Here is a 12,482-nt window from a genome sequence, read left to right as displayed (position 1 = left end):
GTGCGCCGGCCGGCGGAGCTCCGGTCACGATGCGGAGTCGGCGGTGACGTCGAGGCCGCGGGTGGTGACCAGGTGGGCGCTGCCGTCGGACAACCGGTAGGACAGGCCCACCACGGCGGTCTGTCCGGCCTTCACCTGGTCTGCGAGCACCCGGGAGCGGTCCAGCAGCAGGTCGACGGTGTGCCGGGTGTGCTCGGCGATGATGTCGCTGTCCTGGGTGAGGCCGGCGGAGCGGGCGGCCAGCACGCTGGGCGTGACGCGCTCGATGACGTCCCGTACGTACCCGGGCGCGGCCACTCCGTCCTCCACGGCGGCGCGGGTGGCCGCGACCGCACCGCACGAGTCGTGGCCGAGGACCACTACCAGGGGGCAGTTCAGCACGCTCGCCCCGTACTCGATGCTGCCCAGTACCTCCGGCCCGGTGACGTGGCCCGCGGTGCGGACGACGAACAGGTCACCGAGCCCCTGGTCGAAGATGATCTCGGCGGCCAGGCGGGAGTCGGAGCAGCCGAAGAGCACCGCGAAGGGGTTCTGGGCCGGTGCGATCTCGGAGCGGCGTGCGGCGTCCTGGTTGGGGTGCTCCGGTGTTCCTGAGACGAACCGCTGGTTGCCGGCCAGTAGCATCTCGAAGGCTTGCGCGGGAGTCAGTATCGGGGTGTCAGTCATGCCCGCAGACTACGACCAGGCCCAGGTCCCCGCGCCATGAGGGGTCAGCCCCGCCGCTGCCCATCGGCAGTCCCAGACGCCGGGCGAGGGCGGCCTCAGCCCGGATCCTCAACGTGCGGTGGAGCCACCCACCCCGGTGCAGTTGTACGCGCTGCCCGTTGATCCGCTCCACAGCGGACCTCCTCGCTGATCAGCCCTTGGCCGACCAACGACCACCGCCCCAGCGAGGGTGCGAGCCCCACCACCCGAACGTTACGCTTCCGGCGCACTCCGGCCGACCTTCAGGGCTCCAAGATCATCCCGTTGCCCCTTTGGGCCCGTATCTCGGCGATACCCCAGGTGGGCCCACCACCCGGCAACGACCCGTCGTTGTGGCCGGGGCAGGGCGATGCAGCAGTCCCACCGCCCCTCCGGAGGAGGCCAGCGCCCCGTACACACCGAAGGCCCTGCCCCGGTCCGCGGGGGTGGTGAACGTCGTGGTGAGCAGGGAGAGGGCCGCGGGCGCCAGCAGGGCCGCGAACACGCCCTGACAGGCGCGGGCACCGACCAGCAGACCGAAGGTGGCGGCTGAGCCGCCCACTGCGGAGGACGGCGCGAAACCGACCTGGCCGATTCATCATCCGCCACCAGGCCGACGCCCTACCCGTCCCCGAAACCCTGCGCCGCCTCGTAGGCGCCGTCCTGCGCCACCACGACGGACAACTCGGCGATGACGCCACCGTCCTGCTCTGCGAATGGCACGGCCACCAACCCAACCCCCTCCAGGCAACCATCAGCTCCCTCACCCGCCCCTGAACCAAGGCCCACAGGGCCCTGGTGGCCGACCGGGATCGTGAGGCGCCTCAGCGAGTGTCCGAAGAGCGCCACCCGAAGACGAACCCCCCTTTTCGCACGGACGGACGCGGCATCGATGATCGCTGAGGTCCAGTCCAGCCCACCGCTGGCACCGAGTTCGTCCAGGCACCGAGTTCGTCCAGGACCGCCCGGTGGAGCCGACGCCACAGGCCGGCCTTGGTCCAGGCAGCGAACCGGCGATGCGCGGTGGCAGGCGAAGTACCGAACATCGGCGGCAAGTACCGCCAGGCGCAACCGCTGGTCAGCACGTACACCACCGCTGTGAATGCCTTCCGATCCGCCACCGGCGCCGTCCCACCGCCCTGCCGTCTGGGCCGGAACGGCGGTATCAGGGGCGCGGCAATCCTCCATAGCCCATCGGGGACCAGTTCCCGAGCAAGATCCACAGCCAGGGTCCGAGTCCGGGGCAGCGCGGAGATATCAGTTGGTTACCGAGTCCCACGACTTCTAGCCTGCTCAAATGATCGAAAACAGCCTTGCGGTTCGCGTGGGAGACCCTGGATCGCGACCGGTCCACCTGCTCTTCTCTGAGCTGGCAAGACCGTTCGGGAGCGACGACCCCACACTCGACTTCCTCGTGAAAGCTCACGGGCAATGGGTGAGCATCGAAACCCTGGTGCGCACATGGGACGGCGACGGCCTCGACACCTTCCTCTCCTCATTGGCCGAGGACTTCCCAGGCTGGGACGGGCCACGCACCTGGCGCTCTCTGGAACACGACCTGACCATCTCAGCGGAGCACCGCCGGGGCGGCTATGTCCACCTGACCTGGGGCATCCATGACCGGCCCCCATCCGAGGAGTGGCACTTCGAGACCACCACCGTGCACGCGGCCGGCGAGGAGATGCGAAACCTCACTGCCGAGTTCCACGCGTTCCTCACGAGCACAGTCGAGTAACAGAAACACCACCACGTGAGACAACCTCCAAGCATTGACCGACGTCATGGACGCCGTTGACGGCGGGCGTTCCCGCCGGTTACCCGTGCTTGTCCGGTTCGGCGTCGGCGAAGGCACGGTATCCGCCGAGATCTCGGGCTGGGCGAGGACGGCGCCGCGGTGTACGACTCGGACCGGACCCGGGGCCATCATCGGATGCTGATCCGCCGGCGTAGCGAGGTCGTGTCGGACATTCAGCAAGGCCGCCGTCGTCATCACCGCGAAGTCCGCCGGGCGTAAGGTCTTCGGCCTCGCCACCGCAGGCGTCCGTCTCGCTTGACCTCTTGCGCGTCAGTCCGGCAGCCAGTGCAGCTCGTGCGCCAGGGTTTTGGCGACGGCACGGATGCGGCGGTGTAACGGCGACTGCTCGCGTGGGAGGACCAGGTGGATCGTCAGGTTGGGCGCGCCCCGCAGCGGTCGCCAGGTGAGACCGGCCGGTTGTGCCGTGACCGCGGCTTCTCCGGCCGGGGCGAGGGTGACCCCGTCGCGCAGGTCGCGTTGAGACATGTCGAAGGAGACTGCGGGCGTGTGGAATCGGGGGCGTGGTCGGGTGTCTCGGAACAGTGCGGACAGCTGATCGTGGATCACGGGGTTGGCCGCACGGTCCGGGAGTCGCAGCGGATACGCGGCCGCGTCGGCGATCTCGATCTCCGGGTGTTCGGCCAGCGGATGGTGCTGCGCCAGCTGGACCCCGACGCGCTCACGCCGCAGCAGGAACCGGCGCACGCCACGGCCCGGCTGTTCACCGCGGGTGATCCCGGCATCGATGCGGCCGTCGGCGACCGCGGGGGAGATCTCCGGTGTCGCCATCGGGACTGCGCCGACCTCGAGTCCGCTGTTGCCGCGAATCAGCCTGTCCACCAGGGCCGGTGCCGTCTCGGCCCCGGCGCTGAGGCTGTATCCGATGCGCAGCGTGCCCAGTTCACCGGCCGCCGCGCTCCGGGCGGTGTCCCATGCCCGGTCCAGCGCCGCCAGCGCGGGCGGCGCGGACTCCGCCAAAGCCGCACCGGCCGTGGTCAATACGACGCTACGCGTGTTGCGAACCAGCAGGGCCGTACCGAGTTCCGCCTCCAATCGGCGCATCCGGGCGCTGAGTGCGGGCTGTGCGATACCGATCCGTGCGGCCGCGCGGGTGAAGTTCAACTCCTGCGCCAGCACCAGGAAGTACCGCAGGCTCACCGTATCCGGCGCCACGTGCCCTCCCTGCCGATTGATAACGATCCGTTCTGAGTCTATCCCGTACCGGTCTTTCCCTCGACCGCACATCAAGCCCTAACCTGCGCATATGACGATTCAACTGACCGCAGTACCCGTCGCCGGGATCGATCGATCTGAGTGTCAATTCGAGGTCGGACGTGTCCGGCCGAACACAGGAGGTTTCCATGGCTAAGGGCTACTGGGTCAGTGTCTACCCCGCCATTTCCGACCCTGAGAGGCTGACTGCCTACGACAAGCTGGCCCGTTCGGCTGTCCAGGCTGGGGGCGGGCGCCTCCTGTCCCGTGGCGGTCGAGTCGTCGCCCACGAGGCCGGAATCACGCAACGCGTCGTTCTGATCGAGTTCGACAGCTTTGAACAGGCCGTCGCGGCATACGAGAGCGAGGCATACGAGAAGGCGCTGGTGGCCCTCCCCGACGGCGTCGAGCGCGACTTCCGCATCATCGAAGGCATCGACTGACCGGCGGGCCCAGCCATCGCTGAGCATCCGTCACCTGATACGCACACGGTGATGAACGACGACTCACGAGACGAGTTCGAAGCCATGCCCCGCGTCCCGGTTCGTCGTCGACGTCCTCGACGGCCTGATCCCTGACTCCCGGGAACGACCGGGAGGGCTAGAAAGGCGTCCCAGCGGCCTCGTGTTCACGTGTCTTGAAGCGCTGGCACGGACGGCAGAACAACAGCACGACATCGCGAGGACAACCTCAGTAGTCCGAGAAAGGCTCCAACGTGCGAGTGGAGGCGGTCGACCGCCCGGCGTGGCGCTGCGGCCAAGTTGTCGGCGTACTCGTGGAAGTGGCTTTGGCAAGATTTTCGTAGCCGGAGATCATCTTTGTGGGGCTGTTCGAGGGTGTCAGTGGGGCAGGGCATGATCCGGTGAATGGGCTACACACGGTGGACTTCGGATCGCATGTTTGTCTCGTACTGCCAGTACTACCTGCAGGGCGACGACTTCCTCACTGTTTACGACGACGCCGACACGGTCGGGCGGATCTTTGATGGCAATAGCCTGGCGGCTGGAGGCCCGGAACACCTCACGGTGTTCACTGGCACGCACACCGGCTGGATCCGCCTCACTACCGAACAGTGCGCAGAGGAACCTCCTCCGCCGGGGCTGGAGTGGGAGACCGCAGTAGACGTGAGTATCTACAGCACAAGCGGAAATCTACGACTGTTCCGGTGGGGTGGGGATGTGGAGGAGGAGGCGGGGAACTTCGCGACCGCCGGCGAGGGCTGGTATCGCGTCCGGGTTCAGGCACGCGGACGAGATGACGGCGAGGGGCATGAGGGCGACAGTCCGGTTGAGGAGCATTCCTTGAGCGTGTGGCCGGCACCCCCGCAGCCCGACGTCGTGCACCGTGCCGACGATGCCTTCGCCCGCACCAACTATGACCCCGCCCGGCCCCCGGCAGAGCCCATTCAACCGTGAGCGCGTTCACCTACGGGCTCCTGATTTCCGTATCCGGCGGCCCTTTCGATGGTGTGGTCGGCTGGTCCGCGGAGCGGCGGCGTAGGCGGGCGACCAGTACGACTTGGTGTCGGAGGAGTGGAACGCCGGCGCGGCCTGCCATGATGCGTTTCTGGAGCTTGACGTCGGTGATGCGACCCTCGTTGACTCCGGAGTTGTAGGGGCTGGTGATCCCCTGGGCGACCGGGTGCCGGTCTTCGCGTAGGGCGGTGGCGATGCCGGCGAGGGGGAGTCCGCTGTTGGTGAGGTGATCGAGCCAGGCTGGCAGTGGTGTGGCGTCGCGGTTGTCGAGCATGGCGGCGAACTGGCGGACCAGTTCGTGGGTGCGGTGGAGTTCCGGGCAGTGGTCGAGTAGCCGCCGCAGGCGCTCCGCCGTCTGCGGGCCGTGCCGGAGTGGGTTGGTGATGATCCAGCGTGCGGCGTCGCGTGGGGAGGGCGGTCGTTCGCGGGGCTCGTCCAGGGGCAGGCCGCGTCGCAGCGGTGCCAGGGCCATTTTCACGCGCTGGTAGTGGCCCAGGTAGCCCTTGCCAGCGAGTTCTTGGTGGAGGATTTTGGCTGTGCTCGCCCTCATCCCAGCGTTGCTGCAGGTAGTTGAGGTACGGATCCAGGGTTGACGGGCGGCGGGGCGGGCGGCGTGTCACCTCGCGCCAGGTGCGGGCCCTGGCGTATTTGCGGACGGTGCGGCGGTCTTTCCGAGTTCGCGGGCCGTGACGCTGTAAGGACGGCCGGCATCGGTCAGCGCGTGGACGGCCTCGAACAGCCACCGGGCGTGCCGGCCGGCGGGAGTGTCCTGCTCGGGTTCCATTGGCGTCGAAGGAGACTCGGATCTGCCCGGTTCGGGGACGGGGAGTGCGGCTGGCAGGCAGCCGCGGTGGGCGGCGGCGACTTCCTGAACGCGCCGGGACAGGCCCTGCCACAAGTGAAAACGGTCGCTGACCTGCAGAGCTTCGGGGGCACCGTCGGCTATGCCCTGCCGGTAGGTGAGGGAGCCGTCGCGGCAGGCGATCTCGACTCCGGGATGCGCGCGGAGCCATCGGCTGAGTTGTTCAGCGTCCTGCCCTCCCAGAGAGTGAGGGGGAGTCGGATGGTGGCGTCGACCAGGAGAGTGCCGTAGGTGTCGCCGTAGAGCGCGAAGTCGTCCACCCCCAGCACCCGGGGTGTGACCAGCGGCGGCAGCGGCATCCGCATCGGCTGGGCGAGCACGGTGCACCGCGAGAGTCTGACGTTCAGGACCCGCAGCATTCGGGCCCCGCCCCGGCCCACCGGCACAACACCGACCGACTCGACCAGGTGCTGCAGCAGCGGTGTTCGCCGCTGGTATCGGACGGTCAGCCCAGGCACCTGTTCGGCGAAGGTCACCTTCGGGCAGGACGGGTTCTCGCAGTACAGACGGCACACGGACAAGTCGATCCGGACCGGCCGGCCGCCGAGCGCCACATCGGCGAGGTGCCGGACATAGCGGCTGTGAGTCCAGTCGCTCGGGACACCGCACCCGCTGCATCCCACTGGGACACCGGAGCGGGTACGAGCCTCGATCACTACGACAGGACCGGAAGCATCAGCCGAGAACACCAGTAGCCCACCAAGTGCGGTAATATCTCTGGCAGTTCAACAGACCACACTCAAAGGTTGCCCACCCCGCAAACCGGGCGGCTACCCACATCGAGATGATCTCCGACTACGAAAATCTTGTCAGAGCCGGCTTAGGTCGTACGCCGACACCCGGAGGACATGCTCATCGACGAGGCATGCCGGGACGCCTGCCGGTGTTCCGCGAGCGGTTCATCGACCTGGCCGCCACCGCGCGGCGAGGCCGGCCTCTGGTGCTGATCTGCGACTCCGGCACCGGCAAGTCCCACCTGCTGATCGGCATCGGCACCGCGATCGCCGAGACCGGCCTGTCGGTGCGAGTCGCGGGCTCGGCATAGGTCCAGGCAGAGCAGGTCGATCTTGCTGTAGCGGGCGCACAAGAAGCCGGAGAACGTCCGCCGGTACTTCAAGCCATCTCCGGAGGCGATCACCGAGCTCACCAGCCTGCTCGCCCACAGGGAAACCCGGCGCTGATCCTGGCTGCCTTCGGGCTTGAAACACGCCAGGGCCGCCCTCAGTCTGGCATCTGTCGAGGACGCCGGCGGGGCCGAGGGCGCGGCCGAGGTCGTCGACGCGGACGCGGCGTCCGCTACACGATGTCGCGCAGTCACGGCACTCGGGCGGTGCAGGTGGGTGTTTGAGCGGATTCTCGCTCACGGCCCAGTTCCGTTGAGCGGTTGCCTCTTCACGCTCCTCACGCATCGTTTCAGCGGGCCGGTCTCTGCGGCCCTGTTCAAAACGGTAGAAGCTGCCGCAGCGGCAGTTTCAACCCCGGGCATCCGGGCTTCTTCGGCTCACGCCTACGGGCTACCCCCACCAGCGACGGCAACGACCGGACCGGCCGGGAGACGGTGACTTCCTCCGCCCACGGCGGCCCCGCCGTCGCCCTCCACGTCGCCTCGTATATCGCGATCCCGGCGCCGCCTGCGGCATCACCCGGGCCCTCGGCTACCGGGGCCGCCCCGGTGTGCTCCTGGCGGGCGTCCTGATCAACGGGCCGGCCGCACACCTCGATCGACCAGCAGCGCCTTGTTCCTTTGGCCTGCCAGAGCGCTGGTTGGCATGGGCTTCCCTGCGGGTGCTCAGTCGTCGGCGGTGCCGGTGTGTCCGAGTCCGTCGTCCAAGGTGATGCGGATGGTCTCGCCGGAGTGGGTGGTTCCGGCGAGACCATCCGCGATCCGGTTGTAGGCGGTGGTGGCCAGTGCCCAGTCGGCCTCCAGGACGGTGGCGGTGGTCCGGGTGTTCCAGAGCTCGATCAGGACGGCGATGAGCGAGCGCCCCGAGAGGGCGGCCTGGATGCGCCCCTCCTTGACGTCCTCCACCGCGGGCGGGGTGCGGAAGTGGCCGTGGTCGACGGCGAGCGCGGAGAGGAACTCCCAGGTGTCGCGATGCAGGACCAGCTCGGCCGAAGCGACGCCGGCCGCCTTCAGTAGCAGGACGCCGTGCGCGACCTTCGGGTCCTGGGGCTGGGGCTCGGGCGTCTGCTCGGAGGCGGCGGGCGGAGGTGCGGGGCTGATAGCCGTGTTGCGGTAGGCGGCCTCGATGGCGTTTTTCAAGCCGGCCTCCTCCACCGGCTCGCTCTCGGTCGCCTTCCGCGGTTCCTGGCCATCGGTGTGCTCCATGTTCTCCCCCTGGTCGTCATGGTCGGACGCTGTCTGCGGCGCGGACGGGCCGCCGGATTCGGCTTCGCTGTCCCGGGTCGGCCAGGCGTCCGCCTCGGCCTCTGGCTGGGACTGCTGCGGGACAGCAGCCCTAACGAAGCCGCGCAGGAGATCGCCGAGCTCGCGCAGCTGCTGTATGTCCTGCCGCGCTTCCTCCCGGCTCTCTTGCAGGTCGGCGATCATCTTGTCCTGGCGCCGGCGCAGCTCCCGGTTCTCTTCGCGCAGTCCGGTGACACCGTTCTGCACGACTTCCTGGATCTTCATGCGGGCTTGTGAGAGTTCGCCGTGCAGCGCGGATAGACCCACTGTTGGGTCGTCCAGGCGCTCCAACTGCTTGCGTGCCTCCCTCAGTTCCCCCATCGCTTCATCGAACGCTTGTGTCCACTTCACGTGACCCCTTGGCTACGTACCGTCATGACCGCTCGTATCTCCCCATAAGCAGTTGAGCCCATACGACACTTTCCGGCCCTTTACTGGCTGACCGGCGGCTGACCGCACCCGGGGCGGCAGAGGGGAGCGGGCGCAGTCACTGCAGCTGTGGTTATGCATCCAGCCCACCGCACGGTCCCGCCTGGGGCGCTTCAGCAGCTGCAGCGGATCACGTGAAGTGGAGGAGGTGAAAGCCCGGAAATATTCGCACTCCCGCGAAGAGAACCCATCCGGAGACAAGAGCGGTGGCCGCGACGGCCTGACAGCTGATTCTACCGACGGTAGAATCAGGGTCATGAGTAGCAGCAAGCCCACGAGCATCAAGGCGACCGAGGCCACCCGCGACAGGTTGCGCCTGCTCGCCCAAGAGCGCGGCACCACCATCACCGAACTCCTCGAGGAGCTCGCCCAGAGCCGGCTGACCCAGGCCGAGCAGGAGCAGCGGGCGCTCGAGGCGGCTGCTGAGCTTGGGCTGGAGTACACCGAGCAGGTTCAGCGGGCCGGGCAGTCCGCCTGGGACAAGATTCGTGCCCACCAGAGCAGTGCCGCCGCGTGAGCCTGACTGCTGTCTTCGATCACACAGCTCTCGTCGCTCTCTACCGGGCCGATCCGTTCTTTACCGGCCTCTACATCGAGTCATCCCGCGGTACCGGCCGTGTCCTGATTCCGGCGTTGTCCGTGCTCGCTGCCGAGCGGGCGGCGGCCGGGGCCGGGGCTCATGCCGCGCGCCTGCGCTTCGCCGAAGCTGTGCCGTTCACCGCGGAGCACGCCCTGGACGCCGAGTCCTGGCCCACTACCGAGTGGCAGGTTACTCACCCTGCCGCCATCGCCTGGCAGGCCGCGAAGACGGGAGAGCCCGTCACAGTGCTCTCGCTGACCCCGGAAGCGTACGAGGGCACCGGGGTCTACCCGCTGAACCCGTCCTAGCAGGCCGGGCGAGAACCATGTTGTCTGCCCTGGAGGCGAAGCCGCCCCTGACGGCGGGTGGAATGGGCTCGGGCGAGGATAGCGTTCCTCAGATGCCGGGAAGGTGCGCGGGCAAAGCGCGGCCCCGTCCTACCGGTCATGCCCCCACCACGTGGCCGATCGCGGCCTGGTGGGAACCAGAGCATCCGCTCGTCAGGGCGCCCGTGCACGGGCGCCGGCGGCATGGGAACAAGCACCAGGACTTCTCCGGCTTGACCGCTCGAGACACCGTTCGGCTCTGGCTACAGCTCGTCGTAGCCGCCCCAGTAGTCGTCTTCGCCGAGCATGTCCTGCTCGCGGCGGCGCAGGGCTTCCGAGTGCTTGTCGGGGGAGGGCCGGTCGGGTTCTGTGGGGTGGACCGGGTCCTGCCCGGCCGGGATCTGTGACTGTGGACGTACCTCGGCGGGCGCCTTGCCGGACCAAGGTCGCTTGCCCTGCGTACCGCCCATGAGAACACTCCTCGAACTCGGAGGGCATTTGCCTTCCACGCTGACACGCGACGGCGCATTCGGCAGCGTGTCCCCACTTTGGGCCCGGACGGGCCGGTGCCGGGTGGGTGCGGGTCGGTGCCGGGCGGGTGAACGGGGTCTCTCCCCTGGCCGTGTCCCGCCTCCGACCGACGCCGCCGGCCCGAGGATGGCCCCGACCCTGCCCCCTCTGCCGTCAGGAGACTTCCGTGCTGGAACGCAAGCAGCTCAAGGACCGCACCTACATCACCTTCGTGCTCCCCGCCGATACCCCTCCCGGCCCAGTCAGTGTGGTGGGCGACTTCAACGACTGGCAGCCCGGCACCCACTCCCTGGCTCCACGCGAGGACGGCACACGCGCGGTCACCGTCGCCCTGCCCGGCAAGAGCGTGCACTCCTTCCGCTACCTCGCCGCGGACGACCACTGGTTCGACGATGAGCACGCCGACAGCCACGACGGCATCAACAGCCGAGTCCACACCTGATTCGGCCCGGCAGTCGCGGGGCAGCCGCCCGACTACCCGAACGTTTCCCCTCGGGGAACGCACGGGCACCGATGACATGACACCTACGGGAAGGAATGACTGGATGACCACGGCTCGCGAGATCATGACGGAGGGCGCCGAGTGCATCGGCGCCGAGGAAACGGTCCTCGAGGCCGCGAAGAAAATGACGCAGCTGGGGGTCGGGGCGCTGCCGATCTGCGGCACCGACGACAGGCTCAAGGGCATGCTCACCGACCGCGACATCGTCGTGAAGGTCCTCGGGGCCGGCAAGGACCCCGCCCGGTGCAAGGCCGGAGACCTCGCCCAGGGCGAAGCGGTCACCATCGGCGCCGACGACGATGCCACCGAGATCCTGCGCACCATGGCCGAGCACCAAGTCCGCCGCCTGCCCGTCATCGACGGGCACCGCCTCGTCGGTATCGTCGCCCAGGCCGACGTCGCCCGCGCCTTGCCCGACCCGCAGGTCGGAGACCTCCTCGAAGCCCTCTCCGTCAACTGACGCCTTCACCGTCGAGAGGACGACGTGGGGCCGACCGCCCGGGCGGGAGGACCTGCTTGAGGGCCACCGGCTGTCCCGGTTGCTGATGGTGAGTGAGGGCCCGGTAATCACTCCGCAGGGTTGCCGGGCAATCAGGGGGCGACCCGGCCCTGGCCTCGGCGAGTTGGTATGCGCTGGGCCGGCCCGCCGCAGGAACTCCACAAGGCCACCGGGGCCCTCGCGGCCTAGGATCTCACTGTCGCAGCGCACCCGGGCGGCCGCCCTCGGCGCGTCCGGAGGATAGACGATCACCCGCAGAGCAGGGCTCGTCCCTCCACCTGCCGCCGGCCGTTCACTCCAGCCCGCCCAGGGCGACGTGAGGGCGGCATTCTCGGGCAGCCAGGTACGCCCTCGGCCGGGGCCCGGCGCGTCTCCTCGCCGCGCATGGGTGAGCAGCGCGTGCGTGCATCCCAGCAGGTGCGGGGGTGGAGGCGGGCCGGGAGCCGGGCGCCGTCGATACCGCGCTCGATCAGCCACTTGGGTGGCTCGCGCGGCGGGCGCCGACGCGCGGCGAAACCCCTGCGGCCAGCCTCGGCGGGGGCCGCCCACCATCGGGTGGCGGCCCGGCGGCACGTGCGTGTGGTGAGGGCATCGTGCTCCGGAACGGTTCGGTCCGGTAGCGCCCCAGAGCCGGCGGGGACGCCGTCGAGTGCCGACCTGGGTGAAGCCGTCGTGTTCGCCGCCGGACATCTGGTGCCGGCGGATGTGGTCACTGGCTTCCGGTGGCGTGTGTGAAGTGCTGTTCACCAGTCAAGACTTCTCGCATGTCCGTGGACGCTGACCAGCTTGTTGATGCCATCGCCGCCGCGTGCGCGAAGGGGATGATCATCGTATCGGTCTCCTCCTCGACCGGTTCAAAGTCGTGGCGGAGCTTTCCCACCTGATCCGGCTTCGCCACCGGTTTGGCGGAGCGGGCGCTGTGCGTGGTTCGTGAGCGCCTGACGTCGATCGGCCGCCCGGCGCCAGTGTGCCGCCCGCGATCTCCCTGGAAGGCGTCTTTGGAGATGCGGATGCCGGCGTTCGCCTATCCCGGCTGCGGCATTTCACGGGCTTCCCGGGCAGGCGTGGAGGACCGATGGTGTCTTTGCGGTGTGTGAGCCGTCAGAGCTACGCCGGAGCGGTTCGCCTACCCGGGTCCCGCTCCGGCCCTCGACACGGTCTGTCCGGAGACAGCCTCACG

General features: G+C 68.7%; 17 protein-coding genes and 1 pseudogene. 9 read left to right on the top strand and 9 right to left on the bottom strand.

Annotation, left to right across the window (positions count from 1 at the left end; translation table 11 throughout):
- Positions 1-24 precede the first annotated feature (24 nt).
- On the bottom strand, positions 25-666 hold the full coding sequence (locus ABZ934_RS28060) for a carbonic anhydrase (protein WP_361318405.1): 642 nt from the start codon (positions 664-666) through the stop codon (positions 25-27).
- 612 nt (positions 667-1,278) lie between these two features.
- Here ABZ934_RS28060 and ABZ934_RS28055 point away from each other — a divergent pair.
- Positions 1,279-1,461, top strand: a pseudogene (locus tag ABZ934_RS28055) (hypothetical protein); the annotation flags it as partial.
- A gap of 47 nt (positions 1,462-1,508) precedes the next feature.
- Here the strand turns inward: ABZ934_RS28055 and ABZ934_RS28050 are convergent.
- On the bottom strand, positions 1,509-1,907 hold the full coding sequence (locus ABZ934_RS28050) for a transposase (RefSeq protein ID WP_361318403.1): 399 nt from the start codon (positions 1,905-1,907) through the stop codon (positions 1,509-1,511).
- A 74-nt stretch (positions 1,908-1,981) separates the two neighbouring features.
- On the opposite strand from ABZ934_RS28050, the gene ABZ934_RS28045 reads away from it, so the two are divergent.
- Positions 1,982-2,419 carry a DUF6228 family protein gene (locus ABZ934_RS28045; RefSeq protein WP_361318401.1) on the top strand — a complete coding sequence of 146 codons (438 nt, stop codon included), beginning with the start codon at positions 1,982-1,984 and terminating at the stop codon, positions 2,417-2,419.
- 330 nt (positions 2,420-2,749) lie between these two features.
- Here the strand turns inward: ABZ934_RS28045 and ABZ934_RS28040 are convergent, their stop codons facing one another.
- Positions 2,750-3,652: a LysR family transcriptional regulator gene (locus ABZ934_RS28040; RefSeq protein ID WP_361318399.1), complete on the bottom strand. Its 903-nt coding sequence runs from the start codon at positions 3,650-3,652 to the stop codon at positions 2,750-2,752.
- Positions 3,653-3,840: 188 nt separating this feature from the next.
- Here ABZ934_RS28040 and ABZ934_RS28035 point away from each other — a divergent pair, with 188 nt between their 5' ends.
- The gene (locus ABZ934_RS28035; protein WP_361318397.1) at positions 3,841-4,134 is read left to right on the top strand and encodes a DUF1330 domain-containing protein; all 294 of its coding nucleotides are present in this window, start codon (positions 3,841-3,843) and stop codon (positions 4,132-4,134) included.
- Positions 4,135-4,557: 423 nt separating this feature from the next.
- Positions 4,558-5,106: a hypothetical protein gene (locus ABZ934_RS28030; protein WP_361318395.1), complete on the top strand. Its 549-nt coding sequence runs from the start codon at positions 4,558-4,560 to the stop codon at positions 5,104-5,106.
- A 10-nt stretch (positions 5,107-5,116) separates the two neighbouring features.
- Here the strand turns inward: ABZ934_RS28030 and ABZ934_RS28025 are convergent, their stop codons facing one another.
- The 3 genes from ABZ934_RS28025 to ABZ934_RS28015 all read right to left on the bottom strand — a co-directional run bounded on the left by ABZ934_RS28025 (position 5,117) and on the right by ABZ934_RS28015 (position 6,651).
- Complete coding sequence (locus tag ABZ934_RS28025) at positions 5,117-5,716, bottom strand: hypothetical protein (protein WP_361318393.1); 600 nt, start codon at positions 5,714-5,716, stop codon at positions 5,117-5,119.
- Positions 5,717-5,782: 66 nt separating this feature from the next.
- Positions 5,783-6,151 (bottom strand): hypothetical protein, encoded by a 369-nt coding sequence (locus ABZ934_RS28020; RefSeq protein ID WP_361318471.1) that lies wholly within the window; start codon positions 6,149-6,151, stop codon positions 5,783-5,785.
- Entirely contained in the window at positions 6,109-6,651 is a 543-nt protein-coding gene (locus ABZ934_RS28015) for a transposase family protein (protein WP_361318391.1), read from the bottom strand. Before ABZ934_RS28015 ends, ABZ934_RS28020 begins: the two co-directional genes overlap by 43 nt.
- 242 nt (positions 6,652-6,893) lie before the next feature.
- Here ABZ934_RS28015 and ABZ934_RS28010 point away from each other — a divergent pair, with 242 nt between their 5' ends.
- On the top strand, positions 6,894-7,073 hold the full coding sequence (locus ABZ934_RS28010) for a hypothetical protein (protein WP_361318389.1): 180 nt from the start codon (positions 6,894-6,896) through the stop codon (positions 7,071-7,073).
- Between the two features lie 744 nt (positions 7,074-7,817).
- On the opposite strand, the gene ABZ934_RS28005 is transcribed toward ABZ934_RS28010, so the two are convergent.
- A complete protein-coding gene (locus ABZ934_RS28005) occupies positions 7,818-8,756 on the bottom strand; it encodes a hypothetical protein (RefSeq protein WP_361318387.1) in 939 nt (312 codons plus the stop codon).
- 364 nt (positions 8,757-9,120) lie between these two features.
- Between ABZ934_RS28005 and ABZ934_RS28000 the strand changes: the two genes are divergently transcribed.
- Entirely contained in the window at positions 9,121-9,381 is a 261-nt protein-coding gene (locus tag ABZ934_RS28000) for a hypothetical protein (protein WP_361318386.1), read from the top strand.
- Entirely contained in the window at positions 9,378-9,752 is a 375-nt protein-coding gene (locus ABZ934_RS27995) for a hypothetical protein (protein ID WP_361318384.1), read from the top strand. Before ABZ934_RS28000 ends, ABZ934_RS27995 begins: the two co-directional genes overlap by 4 nt.
- Before the next feature lie 281 nt (positions 9,753-10,033).
- Here ABZ934_RS27995 and ABZ934_RS27990 read toward each other — a convergent pair whose 3' ends face one another.
- Positions 10,034-10,240 (bottom strand): hypothetical protein, encoded by a 207-nt coding sequence (locus tag ABZ934_RS27990; RefSeq protein WP_361318382.1) that lies wholly within the window; start codon positions 10,238-10,240, stop codon positions 10,034-10,036.
- A gap of 227 nt (positions 10,241-10,467) precedes the next feature.
- Here ABZ934_RS27990 and ABZ934_RS27985 point away from each other — a divergent pair, with 227 nt between their 5' ends.
- Complete coding sequence (locus tag ABZ934_RS27985; RefSeq protein WP_361318381.1) at positions 10,468-10,743, top strand: isoamylase early set domain-containing protein; 276 nt, start codon at positions 10,468-10,470, stop codon at positions 10,741-10,743.
- Between the two features lie 103 nt (positions 10,744-10,846).
- Positions 10,847-11,263, top strand: coding sequence for a CBS domain-containing protein (locus tag ABZ934_RS27980; RefSeq protein WP_361318380.1), 417 nt, complete (start codon positions 10,847-10,849; stop codon positions 11,261-11,263).
- Positions 11,264-11,550: 287 nt separating this feature from the next.
- Here ABZ934_RS27980 and ABZ934_RS27975 read toward each other — a convergent pair whose 3' ends face one another.
- Complete coding sequence (locus ABZ934_RS27975) at positions 11,551-12,015, bottom strand: DUF6233 domain-containing protein (protein ID WP_361318378.1); 465 nt, start codon at positions 12,013-12,015, stop codon at positions 11,551-11,553.
- Positions 12,016-12,482 lie beyond the last annotated feature (467 nt).

The sequence above is a fragment of the Streptomyces sp. NPDC046557 genome (assembly GCF_040645975.1).
Taxonomy (GTDB): domain Bacteria; phylum Actinomycetota; class Actinomycetes; order Streptomycetales; family Streptomycetaceae; genus Streptomyces.
The sequence above is the reverse complement of the archived record's forward strand: the minus strand, read 5'-3'. Positions and strand labels throughout refer to the sequence as shown.